This window comes from Cobetia sp. MMG027 (assembly GCF_027947415.1).
Classification (GTDB): Bacteria; Pseudomonadota; Gammaproteobacteria; order Pseudomonadales; family Halomonadaceae; genus Cobetia; species Cobetia marina.
The window spans coordinates 349,063-365,775 of the sequence record NZ_JAQJIO010000004.1 but is presented as its reverse complement, the minus strand read 5'-3'; the positions used below and the strand labels follow the sequence as shown (position 1 = coordinate 365,775).

16 protein-coding genes are annotated in these 16,713 nt (G+C 61.2%); 8 read left to right on the top strand and 8 right to left on the bottom strand.

Going from position 1 to position 16,713, the window contains the following annotated elements; genetic code table 11:
* The first annotated feature begins 163 nt into the window (after positions 1–163).
* The 4 genes from PJK54_RS07385 to PJK54_RS07370 all read left to right on the top strand — a co-directional run bounded on the left by PJK54_RS07385 (position 164) and on the right by PJK54_RS07370 (position 6,590).
* On the top strand, positions 164–3,070 hold the full coding sequence (locus tag PJK54_RS07385) for a bifunctional acetate--CoA ligase family protein/GNAT family N-acetyltransferase (protein WP_271302588.1): 2,907 nt from the start codon (positions 164–166) through the stop codon (positions 3,068–3,070).
* A gap of 307 nt (positions 3,071–3,377) precedes the next feature.
* Complete coding sequence (locus tag PJK54_RS07380) at positions 3,378–4,586, top strand: quaternary amine ABC transporter ATP-binding protein (protein ID WP_077376594.1); 1,209 nt, start codon at positions 3,378–3,380, stop codon at positions 4,584–4,586.
* Positions 4,583–5,440, top strand: coding sequence for an ABC transporter permease (locus PJK54_RS07375; RefSeq protein WP_077376591.1), 858 nt, complete (start codon positions 4,583–4,585; stop codon positions 5,438–5,440). The genes PJK54_RS07380 and PJK54_RS07375 overlap by 4 nt, the downstream gene beginning before the upstream one ends.
* A gap of 247 nt (positions 5,441–5,687) precedes the next feature.
* Complete coding sequence (locus PJK54_RS07370; RefSeq protein ID WP_271302587.1) at positions 5,688–6,590, top strand: glycine betaine ABC transporter substrate-binding protein; 903 nt, start codon at positions 5,688–5,690, stop codon at positions 6,588–6,590.
* A gap of 163 nt (positions 6,591–6,753) precedes the next feature.
* Here the strand turns inward: PJK54_RS07370 and PJK54_RS07365 are convergent, their stop codons facing one another.
* From PJK54_RS07365 to PJK54_RS07330, 8 genes are all read right to left on the bottom strand, one after another.
* Positions 6,754–7,425 carry an RluA family pseudouridine synthase gene (locus PJK54_RS07365; RefSeq protein WP_077376585.1) on the bottom strand — a complete coding sequence of 224 codons (672 nt, stop codon included), beginning with the start codon at positions 7,423–7,425 and terminating at the stop codon, positions 6,754–6,756.
* Between the two features lie 67 nt (positions 7,426–7,492).
* The gene (locus PJK54_RS07360; protein ID WP_271302586.1) at positions 7,493–8,044 is read right to left on the bottom strand and encodes a hypothetical protein; all 552 of its coding nucleotides are present in this window, start codon (positions 8,042–8,044) and stop codon (positions 7,493–7,495) included.
* Positions 8,045–8,343: 299 nt separating this feature from the next.
* Positions 8,344–8,994, bottom strand: coding sequence for a pyridoxamine 5'-phosphate oxidase (gene pdxH / locus PJK54_RS07355; protein ID WP_077376576.1), 651 nt, complete (start codon positions 8,992–8,994; stop codon positions 8,344–8,346).
* Between the two features lie 72 nt (positions 8,995–9,066).
* The gene (locus PJK54_RS07350; RefSeq protein WP_271302585.1) at positions 9,067–9,465 is read right to left on the bottom strand and encodes a branched-chain amino acid transporter permease; all 399 of its coding nucleotides are present in this window, start codon (positions 9,463–9,465) and stop codon (positions 9,067–9,069) included.
* Entirely contained in the window at positions 9,462–10,274 is an 813-nt protein-coding gene (locus PJK54_RS07345; RefSeq protein WP_271302584.1) for an AzlC family ABC transporter permease, read from the bottom strand. The genes PJK54_RS07350 and PJK54_RS07345 overlap by 4 nt, the downstream gene beginning before the upstream one ends.
* A gap of 458 nt (positions 10,275–10,732) precedes the next feature.
* Positions 10,733–11,140 carry a DUF2069 domain-containing protein gene (locus PJK54_RS07340; RefSeq protein WP_084208714.1) on the bottom strand — a complete coding sequence of 136 codons (408 nt, stop codon included), beginning with the start codon at positions 11,138–11,140 and terminating at the stop codon, positions 10,733–10,735.
* Complete coding sequence (gene wrbA, locus PJK54_RS07335) at positions 11,141–11,788, bottom strand: NAD(P)H:quinone oxidoreductase (RefSeq protein ID WP_077376567.1); 648 nt, start codon at positions 11,786–11,788, stop codon at positions 11,141–11,143.
* 24 nt (positions 11,789–11,812) lie between these two features.
* A complete protein-coding gene (locus PJK54_RS07330) occupies positions 11,813–12,172 on the bottom strand; it encodes an ArsC/Spx/MgsR family protein (RefSeq protein ID WP_084208713.1) in 360 nt (119 codons plus the stop codon).
* Positions 12,173–12,271: 99 nt separating this feature from the next.
* On the opposite strand from PJK54_RS07330, the gene PJK54_RS07325 reads away from it, so the two are divergent.
* The 4 genes from PJK54_RS07325 (at position 12,272) to potC (ending at position 16,713) form a co-directional block, all read left to right on the top strand.
* Complete coding sequence (locus PJK54_RS07325; RefSeq protein ID WP_077376561.1) at positions 12,272–13,570, top strand: YihY family inner membrane protein; 1,299 nt, start codon at positions 12,272–12,274, stop codon at positions 13,568–13,570.
* Between the two features lie 358 nt (positions 13,571–13,928).
* Positions 13,929–15,056, top strand: coding sequence for a spermidine/putrescine ABC transporter ATP-binding protein PotA (gene potA, locus PJK54_RS07320; RefSeq protein WP_077376558.1), 1,128 nt, complete (start codon positions 13,929–13,931; stop codon positions 15,054–15,056).
* Positions 15,053–15,934, top strand: coding sequence for a spermidine/putrescine ABC transporter permease PotB (gene potB / locus PJK54_RS07315; protein WP_077376555.1), 882 nt, complete (start codon positions 15,053–15,055; stop codon positions 15,932–15,934). The genes potA and potB overlap by 4 nt, the downstream gene beginning before the upstream one ends.
* On the top strand, positions 15,931–16,713 hold the full coding sequence (gene potC / locus PJK54_RS07310) for a spermidine/putrescine ABC transporter permease PotC (RefSeq protein WP_077376552.1): 783 nt from the start codon (positions 15,931–15,933) through the stop codon (positions 16,711–16,713). The genes potB and potC overlap by 4 nt, the downstream gene beginning before the upstream one ends.

The following is a 16,713-nucleotide window of genomic DNA, read 5'->3' as shown; positions in this document are numbered from 1 at the left end:
CTGAGGATAGTTCGAAACCTCACAGTAAGATTCACTGGTAGGCACGGATAGTGGCGGATGGTCTACCTACTCCAGCACCTGCCGGCTGCTGTTCAGGCACTCACTTTCGCGGCATGCTGGTGGCATCGCGCATTGGATGCGCACCGGCTGACAGGACACCTCCATGGGGATGCGATTTCTGCGCAATTTCTTCGAGCCCACCAGTATCGCGGTGATCGGGGCCTCGGAAAAGACACACTCACTGGGCGGCCAGGTGCTGAGAAACCTGCTGGAAGGCGGGTTCAAGGGCACGCTTGTCGTGGTGAATCCCAAGGGCTACGACACGGTGCATGGAGTGCCCTGTGTGCGCCGGATCAGTGAGCTGGACACGATGCCGGACCTCGCCATCCTGTGCTCGCCTGCCGAGACCTTGCCGCGCATCGTCGAGAAGCTGGGGCGTCGCGGCGTGAAGGCTGCGTTGTTGATCTCCGGAGGAGTGGCACCGTCGCCGGCAAGCTCCCTGGCCCGCGTGACGGAAAAAGGGCTCGGAATGCTTGCCCGGCGTGAGCCTGTGGCCCCCGACCACGCGCGACTGCGCATCCATCCGGATCAGGAGAGTCTCAATAGCCGTCTGCTCAAGGCGGCACGTGGCAGTGGTATACGTCTGCTGGGCCCGGAGTGCATGGGGGTCTGCGTGCCCAATCGGAATCTGAATGCCTCCTTCAGTGGTCAGCCTGTCGCCAAGGGCAAGGTCGCCTATCTGGGGCAGTCGGGGATGCTGGGCAATGCCATGATCGACTGGGCGGCGGGGCGCGGTATCGGCTTCTCCCATCTGGTGACGCTGGGAGACAGCGTCGACGTGATGCTGCCTGACCTGATTGATTACCTGAATCAATATGGGCATGCCCAGGCGCTCCTGCTGCATCTCGAGCGCATCCATGACTCGATGCACTTCATGACTGCGCTGCGCGAGGCCTCTCGCAACCGACTGGTATTGGCGATCAAGAGCGGTCGCACGCCCGAGGCCGACCTGTTCGGGACTCACGTCACCCCCGGCATCCCCAATCGCGACCAGATCGTGGACGTCGCGCTGGCGCGTGCTGGGGTGGTACGCGTCAATGACAGCGAGGACATGTTCGATGCCCTCGAGACGCTCAATCGCATGAAACCGCTGCGGGGCGATCGGCTGGCGATCGTCTCCAATGGTCTCGGGCCGGCCCTGCTGGCGATCGATAAGCTGATGGCGGGAGGCGGCAAGCTTGCCGAGCTGAGCAAGGAGAGTCGGGATGCGCTGCTCAAGGATCAGCTGGATGTCAGCCTGCCCGGTCGCAATCCGGTGGATCTGGGGGGCAATGCCACGCCCGAAGACTTCGTTGCCGCAGTCAACATCGTGGCCAATGATCAGGGAGTCGATGCGGTGCTCGTCGTGCACGCGCCGACAAGACTTGCACCATCCAAGGACACGGCCGAGGCCCTGATCACGCATCGCAAGCAGTTCCGGCGCAATCTGCTGACCAGCTGGATGGGGCTCGAGCAGGCGCTGGCGGCACGTCATGCCTGCCACGCTGCGGGTATCCCGACCTATCTCTCACCTGAAAAGGGCGTCAAGGCCTTCCTGCAGATGGTGGATTACCAGCGGGTGCAGTCCCTGTTGCAGCAGACCCCGCCGAGCCTGTCCTTCACCACCAGCGCCGAGATTCGCGCCCGAGCACATGATCTGGTGCACAGCGCTCGGCGTGCCGGTCGTGAATGGCTGACCCATTCTGAAACGGCTCAGGTACTGGAGACCTATGGCATCGCGACAGCTGCCAGTCATTATGTGTCTGACGCCGCCGAAGCCGCGCAGGCCATTGCAGCTCTCAGGCAGGCGGCTGGCAAGGAAGACGCCGAGATGGCAGCGGGGCCCTTCGCCTTGCGGGTGGTCCACGAGCACAACAGCCAGCCCTTCCGTTATCGCCGCTTCCCGCAGCGTCTGTCTTCTGGCGTGGTCCAGGATCTCAATGGCCCGGAAGACATCGCCCTGGCCATGCGTCGCATCATCAGCAAGGTGAGCGAGCGTGATGACGAGCGGGGACGCAGCGGCAGCGAACGCACCCGCATCCATGAGTTCTGCCTGCAGCCGATGCGTCGCGGCAAGCATTCGCTGCAATTGAGTGCGGGCATCACGCGTGACGAGGAGTTCGGGCCGGTGGTGGTCTTCGGGCTGGGGGGCTACAAGGTCAACGTGCTGGTAGACCGCCAGGTTGCCTTGCCGCCTCTCAACATGACGCTGGCACGCGAGCTCATCTCGCGCAGTCATGCCTCGCGTCTGATCGAGGAGCACTCGCCGGACCCCGAGCGGGATATCGCGCGCCTGTGTACCTTGTTGATCAAATTGTCGCAGTTGGCATCGGATTTGCCTGACATTCGGGGGCTGGAGATCAATCCGTTGCTGCTCAATCGTGATGAAGCCGTCGCGGTGGATTTCACGCTGGATCTGGGCAAGCCCGCGCGCTTCGCCATCATGCCGTACCCGGAAGAGCTGCGGGAGTGGGTGCGGCTTGAGGATGGCACCGAGGTGGAAGTGCGGCCGATTCGTGCAGAGGATGCGCCATTGATCACCGCTTTCCATGCCAGATTGTCCGAGGAAAGCATTCGTTTCCGTTATTTCCATCACAAGGCTTCCCTGACGCAACGCGATCTGGCGCTGCTGGCCCAGATCAATTATGACCGCCAGATGGCATTCATCGCCGAGCGTGAAGTCAGTGAACAGGAGGAGGGCGGCTCACGTCGTGAAATGCTGGGAGTGGTGCGGGTCTGGAATGACCCTGACAACATTCGCACGGAGTTCTCGGTGATCATTCGTGATGACCTGCAAGGTGAGGGGATCGGACGACTGTTGATGGAAAAGATGCTGCGCTATTGCCGTTCGTTGGGCACTCTCGAGATGGTAGGCAAGATCATGATGGACAATCACCCGATGCGTGCACTGATGAAGCACCTGGGGTTCACCTGTCGTTACAACATGGAGGAACAGGTCATCGATGCGAGTATCCGACTCAATGAGCCCACCAGTGATTGGCAACGCCTGAGGCTTGAATCCAAGGCCTGATGCGCGCGTGTCAGGGCATGATCGGTGGTATGCCACCTTCGTCGTATAAAGCTGTGTTGTTGTTTGAGTGAATATCAATAACTCTGTATCATTATTTTAAATATAAGAATCCTTTATGGAAATTGGCGCAGGGAATGACGTGGCATTCTGCTCAGTATCAGGCAGTGTCATGACGGGTGCCTCCCGCATGACGGCCTGATTGGCGCTATGCCACCCTCAGCGGCGCAACATCGTGAAAGCGCGTTGCCTGCCGTGTGACTGATCAAGCCTGTTCACGCTTCCCTGTGCACTCACAACAGGAAAGCCAATGACTGACACTCGCGATGCGAAGATCCGGGTGCGCAACCTGAGCAAGGTGTTCGGTAACCAGCCTGACAAGGCGCTCACTCTGCGTGACCAGGGACTCAAACGTCCTGAAATTCTGGAAAAGACCGGCCAGACACTGGGCCTGTCCAATGTCGATTTCGATGTGATGGAAGGTGAGCTGCTGGTCATCATGGGGCTGTCCGGCTCCGGGAAGTCCACCTTGATCCGTTGTCTCAATCGTCTGATCGACCCGACAGAAGGCGAGATCCTGATCGACGGTCAGGACGTGGCCAAGCTGGATGAGAAATCGCTGCTGCGCTGTCGTCGCAAGCACTTCTCGATGGTCTTCCAGAACTTTGCGCTCTTCCCTCATCGTACGGTTCAACAGAATGCCGAGTACGGCCTTGAAGTGCGCGGCGAGGCGAAGGAAGTCTGTTTCCAGCGCGGGCGTGATGCACTCAAGCAGGTAGGACTGGACGGGTGGGAGGATGCCTACCCCGATCAGCTCTCCGGCGGCATGCAGCAGCGTGTCGGGCTCGCACGTGCATTGGCCAATGATTCTACCGTCCTGCTGATGGATGAAGCCTTCTCGGCACTGGATCCGTTGATCCGCAAGGACATGCAGCAGGAGCTGCTGGCGCTGCAGCACAAGATGAAGAAGACCACCATCTTCATCACCCACGATCTGGATGAAGCCCTGTCCATCGGTGATCGCATCATCCTGCTCAAGGATGGTGAAATCGTCCAGATCGGCACTCCCGAGACCATTCTCACCGAGCCCGCTGACGATTATGTCGCGCGCTTCGTCGAAGGCGTGGACATGTCGCGGATTCTGACCGCCCAGTCCGCCATGACGGATGTCCGTGCCACCGCGCGAGACGATGATGGCCCCCGTACGGCATTGCGCAAGATGGGAGAAAACGGCCTGGACAGTCTCTTCGTGGTGCGCCGCGACCGTACCGTTCTGGGAATCGTGACGGCAGAAGATGCCGAGCGTGCCGTGCGTGAGAACCTCACGGATCTCTCCAGTCTGATCCACTCCGATTGCTGTCGGGTCTCGCCTGATGAGCCCTTGCACAACCTGTTCGCGATGTTTGCTGGCCATCACCACCCGCTGGCAGTCGTGGATGAGCAATCGCGCTTGATGGGAGTCGTGGTCAAGGGATCCGTACTGGCTGAGCTGGCCGAAGCAGGGGAGGCGCATGCATGAGTGAATCGACAGGTTTCACCATTCCGAAGATAGAGCTGGGTGACTGGATCGAGGCAGGGCTGGATTACCTGACCAACAATTATTCCAGCGTGACCCGCGCCATTTCCAAGTTCACCGAGACCGGCATCGGTGCGCTCAATGACGCCCTGATGTGGATGCCTCAGTGGGCCTTGATCGCAATGGTCGCGCTGTTGTGCTGGCGGCTGGCGGGAACTCGCCTGGCGATCGGTTCCATCCTGGGCCTCGGCCTAATCTGGAATCTGGATCTGTGGGATCCGATGATCGAATCGCTCACCCTGGTGGTCATCGCGACGCTGGTGGCCGTGGTCATCGCCATCCCCCTGGGCATTCTGGCGGCGCTGTCGGATCGCTTCTATCGGGTCATCATGCCGGTTCTGGATTTCATGCAGACGATGCCGGCCTTCGTCTATCTGATCCCGGCCATTCCCTTCTTCGGTATCGGGTCGGTCTCGGCGATCTTCGCTACGGTCATCTTCTCGATGCCGCCGGCGATCCGTTTCACTACCCTGGGGATTCGTCAGGTGCCCAAGGAGCTGATCGAGGCCGCAGATGCCTTCGGGTCCACCCGTCGCCAGAAGCTCTTCAAGCTGCAGCTGCCCCTGTCGCTGCCGACGGTGATGGCGGGCATCAACCAGACCATCATGCTGGCCCTGTCGATGGTCGTCATCGCGGCCATGATCGGCGCCGATGGTCTGGGCAACGAAGTCTGGAAGGCGATCCAGCGTCTGCGTCCCGGAGATGGGTTCGAAGCGGGTATCGCGGTGGTGATCCTGGCCATGCTGCTTGACCGCCTGACCCAGACCTTGAGCAAGGAAAAGAAGTCACGCTCCTGAGGTGACTCACCTCGACCCACAAGCCGGCACCGCCTGTCGTGCCGGCTTGTCCCATCTCTTCAGGGCGTTTCTTGCCCACATTTCTGCACCGCGACACATTCTCCTGTTCTTTACACGTTGCATGGGGATGCGGCATTCGCGGCAGCCAGTCTTTCTGCTGGTCCTGTATTGATGAAAGGCTGACCTGATCGGCGATCAGGCAATTCTCGCCCTAAGAAATAAGTAGATTCAAATAAAGGGGAAGTTGATGAATAAGCAAGGTACTCCACGTAGCCATCTGACCATCACCGCCAAGGCACTGTTGCTGGGGGCCGCCATGTCATCCTCGGTGGTCGGTGTCAGCGCGGCTCATGCGGCAGGTGACAAGGGAGATGTCACCCTGGCGTATGTCGAGTGGTCCTCTGAGGTCGCCTCCACCAATGTCGTGAAAGCGGTGCTGGAAGCTCAGGGCTACAACGTCGAGCTCAAGGCGCTGTCCGCCGCCGCGATGTTCCAGGCGGTCGCCTTTGGTGATGCTGATGGCATGGTCGGTGCGTGGCTCCCCACGACCCATGAAGACTACATGGCCAAGGTCGGGCCCAAGGTCGAGGATCTGGGAGTCAACCTCGAGGGCACCAAGCTTGGCCTGGTGGTCCCGGCGTACAGCAAGCTCGAGTCCATCGAGGACATCACCTCGCATGCCGACGAGATTGATGAGCGTATCGTCGGTATCGAGCCAGGCGCCGGCCTGACCCGACTCACCGAGCAGGTGCTCGAGGATTACGATCTCGAGGATATCGACCTCACGACCGGTAGCGGCGCGACCATGACCGCAGCGCTGAGCAATGCCATCAAGGGCGAGCGGGATATCGTGGTGACCGGCTGGACCCCCCATTGGATGTTCGCGCGCTGGGACCTCAAGTACCTGGAGGATCCGAAGGGTGTCTATGGCGGTGCCGAGGAGATCCATACCCTGGCACGCAAGGGGCTCAAGGAGGACATGCCGGAGGTCTACGCGATCCTGGACAACTTCGCCTGGACGCCGGCGGACATGGGCGAGGTGATGCTCAACAACCAGGAGGATGATGCAGACCCCTACGAGACGGCCAAGGCGTGGGTGGAAAGCCATCCGGATATCGTCAATGAGTGGCTGCCGGCAACGGCTCAGTAACCTTCATCATGATGGCAGCGGTCTAGTCCACCTCGGCCTGCCATCAATGTAAGTAAGACCAAGACGAGACGCCCCCGCAGGCAAGCCTGCGGGGGCGTCTCGTCTATCAGGGTCGTCTATCTGTCTCACCCTCCGTCTCGCCGATGCGGGACGTCAGCGACGCTCAGAAGGGGCAGGGGCTGCGGACTTGCATGCGCTCGCCGCTGACCGGGTGATCGAAGGCGATCATCTCGGCATGCAGCATCAGGCGCTCGGCCATGAAGAAGGCTTCATCACTGGCATACAGATCGCAGCCCAGGATGGGGTGGCCCAGCTGCTGACTGTGGATGCGCAGCTGGTGGGTGCGCCCGGAGACGGGCGTGAATTCGACCCGGGTACGCCTGGGGGCCTCGAGCCGCTCAAGCACGCGATAGTCACTGATGGCGGTCTTGCCTGTCTCATGGCAGATCTTCTGCAACGGGAACTGATCCACGTCCTTGGCAATCGGCAGCGAGATCCGGCCACTGTCCTGCTCGACGTGTCCCAGCAGCATCGCGCGGTAGGACTTGTCGATGGTCCGAGCCTGGAACTGGCGCGTCAGGTTGCCGTTGGCCGGCTTGTTGAGCGCCACCAGCATGATGCCTGAGGTGCCGAGATCCAGACGGTGCAGCAGCTTGGCGGTCGGGTATTCCTTGACCAGCCGATGGTGCAGCGAGTCCAGATTGAGCGGATGCTTGCCCGACAGGCTCAGCAGACCACTGGGCTTGTGGATCAGCAGGATGTCCTCATCCGCGTAAAGCACCTTGTAGGTCTCATGACAGGGCGGAACGATGAACGGGTCGGCTTGTGGCTGCATGGGGTCTCACAGATGACGATGGGCGGTTCGACGGTGATGGTCGGCAAGGCGGGTGACGAGCTCGCCGTCACTCGTCAGGCAGCGGGGAGGCCAGCAGATCGATGTCTTCCCAGTGATACTCGTATTCTTCCTCCGCGGTGTCGTCGGGAGCTCGCCCGATGAACAGGCTGGCGGTGAAAGCCCGCACGAAGATCACCTCGCTGCCATCCAGTGCCGCAAGGCGCTCGCCTTTCCTGAGCTTCTTGATCTTGCGCTTGCGCGCCGCGACATCCTCACGCGCGGCGCGGGTCGCCTCTCGCCACTGGGCGGCAATCTCACCGGGAGCAGTGGACTGCGCCAGGAGTGCCGGCGGGCATTGCAGCGGAATATCTGGCGTGCCTTCATCCCGGATATGGTATTCCCAGCGGCTGGGGTCACCCTGTCGGGGAGCCTGCATCAGATGTTGGCGAATGAAGGTATGACCATGGGGATGCTCCAGCACGGTGTAGAGCACATTGCCGACCACGGCGTGATCCACCAGCGAGATGCCATGGTGATCGGAAGGTGTGTAGCTTGCCAGCAGGCGATCTACCAGCGTCTGACGAGCCACCTTGGGTGTTGCACTGTCGTCCCAGGCCATGTGGCCTCCCTTCCTGTAAGCATGTGACGGTGTATGCAGAACATGAGCCGTGCAGCTGTCGCCGACCTGAGCATGCCCTGCACCGAAAAGCCGGCCATTGTCTGTTCTGGCACGGCGCAGGGCAAGTCATGCTTGATCTCGCGTGCCGCGTCGATGGGCGCGCATCGCGGGTGCCGCATGGCTGGATGTGAGGGGCTTGGCGTAAGGGGCATGCGTGCTTCGATCAGCACGCAGGCGCCTTCACGCAAAAGGCCCCGCCATGGCGGAGCCTTTGAGAGCGTGTGGCGATCAGGTGCCAATTACGGTGCGAGCATCACCTTGTGCCACTCATTGTCTTCGGTATCCAGACGCTGATAACGGACCCGGTCGTGCAGGCGTGATGGCTGGCCCTGCCAGAATTCGATCATCTCGGGCACCACGCGATAGCCACCCCAGTGCTCAGGGCGCGGGACATCACTGTCGGCATAGACCTTCTCGAAGCGGCCCTGTCTCTCGCTGAGCCAGTCGCGATCCGGAATCTCGACGCTCTGCTGCGAGACCCAGGCCCCCAGCTGGCTTTCCTTGGGACGGGAGGCGAAGTAGTGGTCCGAGGTGGCGTCCGAGACCTTCTCCACGCGACCCTCGATACGGACCTGGCGCTCCATGGCAGGCCACCAGAACGTCAAGGCCGCATGCGGCACATTGGCCAGTTCGCTGCCCTTGTGGCTCTGATAGTTGGTATAGAAGATGAACCCTTGTGCGTCGTATCCCTTGAGCAGCACGATGCGCGCGTGCGGCTTGCCCTGGCTGTCCACGGTGGACAACGTCATCACATTGGCATCGTTGTCATCGGCGGAGAGTGCGCTGGTCAGCCATTCCTGAAACTGCTCGAAGGGTTCGGCCGGGGTGTTGTCAAGATTCAGGCCATCACCGGAGTAGGTTCTGCGCACGTCAGCGATATCGCGATTCATGGTGGGCTCCCTTGATGAATTGCTCATGTAATGTAAGGACTGTGTACCGTCGAGCGCCAGATCGCAAGGGCCTCAGGCCTGTGCCATGGGGCCGAGCTGTACCCACGCCATGTAAAGGCCGGTACCCACGGCGATGGAGAGCAGCGCATTGCGTCGCCAGAGGTGAAGGCCGGCCACGCAGGCGGCGGATATCAGCATGCCGGCACCTTCGGCCTGCATCAGCCAGTCGCGCCAGAGCTCGCTGCGAGCGAGCGTGGAGGGCAGATCACGGGGGGAGTCGCCGGGCAACGACATGGCAGACAGGGACACGATGATCAGCACGACCATCACGATGGCCGGCAGATAGCGACCCATGTGCAGGATCAAGGGATGTGCGGAATGGCGTGAGAGAAACAGGAAGGGGATCACGCGTGTCGCGAAGGTCGCCAGCGCGGCCACGCCGATCAGCAGGAGTGCCTGGGTCGTTGTCATCGTGTCCGGCTCCCGTCGCTCAGAGAGCGCTGTTGATGGAGATAATGGCCGAGCAGAAGAACACTTGCCGCGGCGATGCTGCCGAGCAGCAGTTGGTCATGGGGCAGCACCCATAGCCCCGCCAGGGTGATCACCAGGCCCAGCAGGAAGGGCCAGCGTTCCCGTAGTGCGTACCATTGCTCGATGCCGAGCACGACGAACAGGGCGGTGAGGGCAAATTCGATGCCGCTGCTGTCGAAGGTAAGCTGGCCGGCCGCCAGTCCCAGTGCGGTCCCCAATACCCACCACAGCTGGTTGAGCGCCGTAATGCGCAGCATCAGACGCTGATCATTGCGCCTGGCGGCCTTGTCATCCCGCTCACCGCTGCGCGGCAGGCTGGATAGCAGCGAGTAGGTCTCGTCGGTGAGACCGAAGATGAGATAGAGCTTGGCGATTCCGGCCTCGCGGAAACGCTCCAGCAATGACAGGCCATAGAACAGGTGGCGTGAGTTGAGCAGCAGGGTGGCGACGGCTACCTCCGTGACACCCGCTCCAGCGCCCAGCAGAGCGACCGCCAGGAACTGCCCGGCACCCGCCAGGATGATCACCGACATCAAGAGTCCCAGCCAGGGGCTCAGGGGTAACTGGGTGAACAGCACCCCGAAGGCGGCTCCCAGCGGGATATAGCCGAACATCACCGGTAGCGTCTGACGCAGCGCCTCACGCCATGCGCTGGCCGTGGTGATCGATTCAGGCTCGGCCATCTCCAGGGAGTGCGCACCGTCGTCGAGGGTGCGTGTCACGCCATCGGTGGTGGGTGTCGTAGGCATGAGGCGTACGGGGTTCCTGTCGGCTCAATGGGCATTGGCATCACGCAAGGCTGCGTGACGACCCGATCCCGAAGGGGGTCAGACGCATCAGCATAGCGTGACGATGATGGTGTGGCGATGCGGCCAAGGTGGCACTCTGCAGTGCAATCCTCTGGATTCTAGCGCCAATTGCCCAGCAAGCCACCGTCGAGCGCTGATCTGTCATTGGAATCCTCCGCCCATCTTCAAGGGATAAGCGCTGAGGTCGAGGAGAAAGGGGGAGAGGAAAAAGAGAAGCGGGAAGTTGGAAGCGGAAAGAGACAGGGACAGGGACAGAAATGAGCGAAGGGACAGGAACATCGAATGAATCGCCGGTCGTGCAGACAGAGCGCCAGGCCTGATGACAGATAGCGCCCAGGGGGCGCTATCTGTCAGGTCCTCGTCGGCGGCCTTTTACCCCATGGGGGCGCTGGCCCGCATCACGACTGAGGCTGACGCTTCAGATTGCGCGAGCGAAAGCGAGCATACGCCATGCTGGCGAGGAACAGGCCAAGTGCCGCCAGCGCCTCCAGTATGCCGATCACCCCATGGCCGGGTACGCTGGCCAGCATCACGCCCTGCATGAGATAGAGCAGACTGACGAAGGCCAGCCAGACGTGGCCGCGGGCGCGACGAGTCAGCACGGCGGGCAGGAAAAGGGCAATGGGCAGCAGGCGAATCAACAACGGCACCAGGCCGGTATTGTCACTCTGGGCCATCAACTGGATGCCACCTACCAGCAGGATGACGGCCAGGGCCGCGAAGCTCACGATCACGCCGCGGCGGCTCTTGGCCTCGAGGGTGTCGAGGCCCTGTTCACGTTCCATTCGTTCAAGCCAGGCGCGCATCTATCGGTTCTCCCTGAGGGGTTGCATGGCGAGGGCCAGACGCGCAATGCGCTTGCCTTGTGCGACGGCCAGGCGTCTCTCATGGTCGTTCACGTCATTGTCACCGCGCTTGCCGCTGACATGGGTGGTGCCATAGGGCGTGCCGCCCTGGGTGGTTTCCAGCAATTCAGTGGCACTGTAGGGCACACCCGCATAGACCATGCCGTGGTGAAGAAGAGGCACCAGCATGGTCATCAAGGTGGTTTCCTGACCGCCATGCAGTGAGCTTGAGGCACTGAAGGCGGTGGCGGGCTTGTCGATCAGTGCCCCGTTCATCCACAGCTCGCTGGTGGAGTCGAGGAAGTACTTCAGCGGAGCGGCCATGTTGCCGAAACGGGTCGGGCTGCCAAGTGCCAGGCCTGCACACTGACGCAGGTCATCGAGGGTGGCATACATGGCACCGCTGTCGGGGATTTCCGGCGTGGTCTGCTCGCAGGTCGTCGAGACTTCGGGGACACGGCGCAGGCGGGCCTGGATTCCCGGAATGGACTCGATGCCAGCGACGATCTGCTCCGCCAGGGTCTGGGTCGCACCGTGACGCGAGTAATAAAGCACGAGCACATAGGGTGTCGTATCGGGGGACGTACTGGAATGGGTGTCAGCTGACATGGGCGTCCTCAGGTCACGAAGGGATCAGGCGTCGTCGAGCAGGGCGAGTACATCCTGCGGTGGTCTGCCGATGATGGCGCGCTTTCCGTCATCGAGAATCGGGCGTTGCATCAACCTGGGCGTGGCAGCGATGGCGTCCAGACGTCGTGCATCATCGGGTTCCTCAAGGGCGAGCGCCTTCCAGTCACTCTCGTTCTCTCGCGTCAGGGCTTTCGCCCCGCCTTCGAGTCGAGCGGCCAGCGCACTCAGCTGCTCACGGCTCAACGGGGTGTCCAGGTAACGAATGGTCTCGAATTCGTCGCTTTTCAGGCGTGACTCCAGCAACGCGAGGGTTTCGCGTGACTTGGAGCAGCGCGGGTTGTGATAGAGTTTCAGCATTGGCATGACTGTCTCCGTTTCCGGACAGGCGGTAAGGCGAATGGACTGTGCCGTCAGTGATTCCTGACGGCAGCTTCACATCAGGGATGCATTGTAGAGGGGCGCATGAGAATGCCACAACTGCCACAACTCAAGCGGATGACGCCTGCCATCGGGGTCGTCCTCAAGCTGGTCTCACGTTTCAACTATCACGATGGCAAGAAGACTGCCTCCGCCTTGACCTATACCACCCTGTTCGCGGTGGTGCCTCTGATGACGGTGATCTACTCGATGTTCGCCGTCATCCCGAGCTTTGACGGTGTCGGGCAGCAACTGCAGACCACCGTCTTTGCCCAGTTCCTGCCCTCCACCGGCGAGACGGTGCTTGAGTACCTCAATGAGTTCTCGGGCCAGGCTCGCAATCTGACCTCCGTGGGCCTCATCTTTCTGTTCGTCACCTCGGTGTTGATGATGATCACCATCGAAGGGGCGTTCAATGCCATCTGGCAGGTACCGGAAGGGCGCAAGGGGCTGTCGAGCTTTCTGATGTACTGGGCGGTACTGACACTCGGGCCGCTGATGCTGGGGTCCGGTTTCCTGCTGTCTTCCTATCTGACTTCGCTGTCGTTCTTCGATTCAGCGGCCTCGATGTTGGGCGGCAAGGCGGTATTGCTGCGCCTGTTGCCACCATTGTTGAGCGCGGTGGCCTTCACCTTCATCTACGCCGCGGTACCCAATTGCAAGGTGCGCCTGCGCGATGCGGCCGTGGGAGCGGTGACGACAGCTTTGGCACTGGAACTGGCCAAGGCCGGGTTCTCGTTCTACGTCACGCAGTTCCCGTCCTATCAGGCCATCTATGGTGCCTTTGCGGCAGTGCCACTGTTCCTGCTGTGGGTCTTCCTGTCCTGGTGCATCGTGTTGCTGGGGGCGGAAGTGGCGGCCTGGATGGGGGAGCGCTCCAACGCTGACTGGCATCGCTGGCCACCGTTCTGGCAGACCCTGGGGGCCGTGATGCTGCTCAAGGATGCGCATGAACGGGGCGAGCCGCTCTCGGATGACAGCCTGACCGAGGTATTGGGCAGCCGCTATCGTCGGGTACTCAAGCCCTTGATTGAGGAGAACATCGCCAGCCAGACCCAGGATGGTCAGTGGGTGCTGGGACGTGATCTCAATCACTATACGCTCTGGGAGCTGGCGCGAGCGCTGCCCTGGGATCTGCCGGCAGGCGAGGCCGGCGAAGCGCCGCACCCTCGTCTGGAGCCGTTGCGAGAAGCGTTGGCTCAGGCGCGTCAGGCCGAGAAGGAACGCATGGACTGTGGGCTGGTGGAGGTTCTGCCCAGTGTCGGTGAGGTCGAATCTGGCTCTGCCCACACCGGCGACCCCCTTCCGACGAATCCGTCATCCACCTCCTCCATGGCGACGTGAGTTGTTCCTGGGTGAATGCGAGATGACAGCAGGCCCTCGAGTGGGCAGAATGCGCACCTCACGACCTGCCTGAGGCTGGAGGATGCAAGCTGCCAGGCAATACAAAAGGCCCGACTCCGGTACGGGCCTTTTCATGTTTCGTCGCTCAGGATTTCTTGCCGCGCGCATCGCCATGACGGCATGGACAACGGCTTGCATGACCGCCGTGGCGCAGCGGTAAAGATCCTGAGCTGGACCTTCTGCGTGCAGGTCGCGCAGGAACTGAAGAAGACTCGACAGTGTGGCGCATCATTTCCGGTGCGCCATTTCATGTATCAGGGAGGCGCGCGCGTTTCCCGCTGGAGGTGACCCCCTGCCGATGAATAGCTCTGCTCCTGAGACGACCCCACTGGTCAAGTTGCGCTCCATCACCAAGACGTTTGGCGAGCGCAAGGTGCTCGACAGCCTGGATCTGGATTTGAAGGATGGTGAGTTCGTGACCCTGCTAGGCCCCTCAGGGTGTGGCAAGACGACCGTACTGCGCTTGATCGCAGGCTTCGAGGACCCTGATGCGGGTACCATCACGCTCGAGAACGCGGCATTGCAGCACACGCCTGCGCACCTGCGTCCGGTCAATACCGTCTTCCAGAGTTATGCGCTGTTTCCGCACATGAATCTTTACGACAACGTGGCCTTCGGGTTGCGCATGGAGAAGGTGCCCAAGGCCGAGATCCACGAGCGTGTGCGTGAAGCGCTGGAAATGGTGCAATTGGCGCATCTGTCCGACCGTCGTCCGGACCAGCTCTCCGGTGGCCAGCAGCAACGTGTCGCCATTGCCCGCGCCGTCATCAAGCGCCCGCGTGTCCTGTTGCTGGATGAGCCGCTCTCGGCATTGGACTATAAGCTGCGCAAGCAGATGCAGAATGAACTGAAGCGTCTTCAGCGCCGTCTGGGCATCACCTTCGTCTTCGTCACCCACGATCAGGAGGAAGCGCTCTCCATGTCCGATCGTGTGGTCGTGATGCGGGAAGGGGGGATCGAGCAGATCGGCACGCCGCGTGAAGTCTATGAGTCGCCGAGCACGTTGTTCGTGGCGCGCTTCGTCGGCGAGATCAATCAGCTGGCGGCACGCGTCGAGCGGCCTTCCACAACGCCGGGGCGCATCCACGTCGAGGTGCTGGGAAAGTCGCTGGAGCTGAGCAGCCACGGCCGCGAATACCTGGGTGGCGAGGCAGTGCAGGTGCTGCTGCGCCCGGAGGACATGCGACTCAAGTCCGCCGAGGACAGCGAAGGCTTCGCGGCCCGTGTCATCGAGCGCAACTACAAGGGCATGACGCTGGATACGGTGCTGGAGCTCGACAGTGGTCAGCAGCTGCTGGCCAGCGAGTTCTTCGATGAGGATGATCCGGACTTCGATTATCGTCTCGGTGAGCGCGTCAAGGTCAGCTGGGTGCCGGACTGGGAAATCATCCTGCCGGATGATGCCCCCGTGGAGGCGGGGGCATGAGTGTGGTGCGCAATCCCTTCAAGACGGCCACGCTGACCATCATCTGGGGCTGGCTGATCGTGCTGGTACTGGCGCCCACCTTGCTGGTGGTACTGGTCAGCCTGATGCCCGAGGGCAGTGGGCAGCTACTGAGTGGCGACATCTCGCCTGCCACGCTCTGGCAGGGCTTGCTGACCAATTACGGCCAGATGATCAGTCCGGTCTATCTGGGAGTGTTTGGCCATTCGCTGTGGATCGGACTGGTCACGACCCTGATCTGCCTGGTGCTCGGCTATCCGTTCGCCTGGATGATCTCGCGTGCCAGCCCCCGGATGCAGCCGCTGCTGCTGCTGCTGGTGATCATCCCGTTCTGGACCAACTCGCTGATTCGCATCTATGCCCTGCGCACGCTGATCGCGACCCGTGGGCTGCTCAATGATGTGCTGATGACTCTGGGGCTGATCGATACTCCCCTGCGGCTTCTGTATACCGAGGAGGCGGTGATCATCGGGCTGGTCTACATGCTGTTGCCCTTCATGATTCTTCCGCTCTACGCGGTGTTCGAGCAGCTCAGCCGTCCGACCCTGGAGGCGGCACGCGATCTCGGCGCCAATGGTCTGGCCACCTTCCGTCATGTGGTGTTGCCGCTGACCATGCCTGGCATCATCGCTGGCGTGCTGCTGGTGTTCCTGCCGGCGATGGGCATGTTCTATGTGTCGGATCTGCTGGGTGGCTCGCGTCATCCCTTGATCGGCAACATCATCAAGGGACAGTTCTTGGAAGCCAACAACTGGTCCTTCGGGGCGGCCATCAGCGTGATGCTGACACTGGTGATGGCCTTCCTGCTGCTTGCGTATTACCGCAGCGTGAAGCTCTTCAAGCGGGAGGTGACACTATGAGCCTGAGCCGCCCCCTGCGCGTGTTCAGTCGTTGCTACATGACGCTGATCTTCACACTGCTGTACGTGCCGATCCTGGTGTTGATCGGGATTTCCTTCAATGATTCGCGCAATCCATTCCTCTGGGGTGGCTTCAGTCTGCGCTGGTACGACAAGCTGCTGGGCAACGCCAATCTGATGGATGCTGCGCTCAATACCCTGTGGCTGGGCGTGACGGCGGCGACTCTCGCCACGCTGATCGGCACCCTGACCGCCACGGCGCTGTACCGTTATCGCTTCCGGGGAAAGCCGCTGCTCAACGGCATGCTGTTTACCGTGATGATGATGCCGGACATCGTGATGGCGATCGCGTTCCTGGCGCTGTTCATCGCCTTGGGTATCCAGCTTGGCTACCTCTCGTTGCTGGTCTCTCATGCCACCTTCTGTCTGCCCTTCGTGGTGATCACGGTGTATTCGCGCCTGTCGGGGATCAATCCGCAATTGCTGGAGGCCGCACGTGATCTGGGGGCCAGCGAAGCACGAGCCGTCTGGCATGTGCTGGTGCCAGCGTTGATGCCGGCGATAGCCTCGGGTTGGCTGCTCAGTTTTACCCTGTCATTGGACGATGTCGTGATCTCGACCTTCGTCACCGGTCCGACCTTTGAAGTTCTGCCGCTGCGTATCTATTCCATGGTGCGCCTGGGGCTCAAGCCTGAAGTGAATGCACTGGCAACTCTGCTGCTTGGATTGTCACTCTGTCTGCTGGTGATTTCCCAGTGGTTGATCAAGGAGAAAAAATAA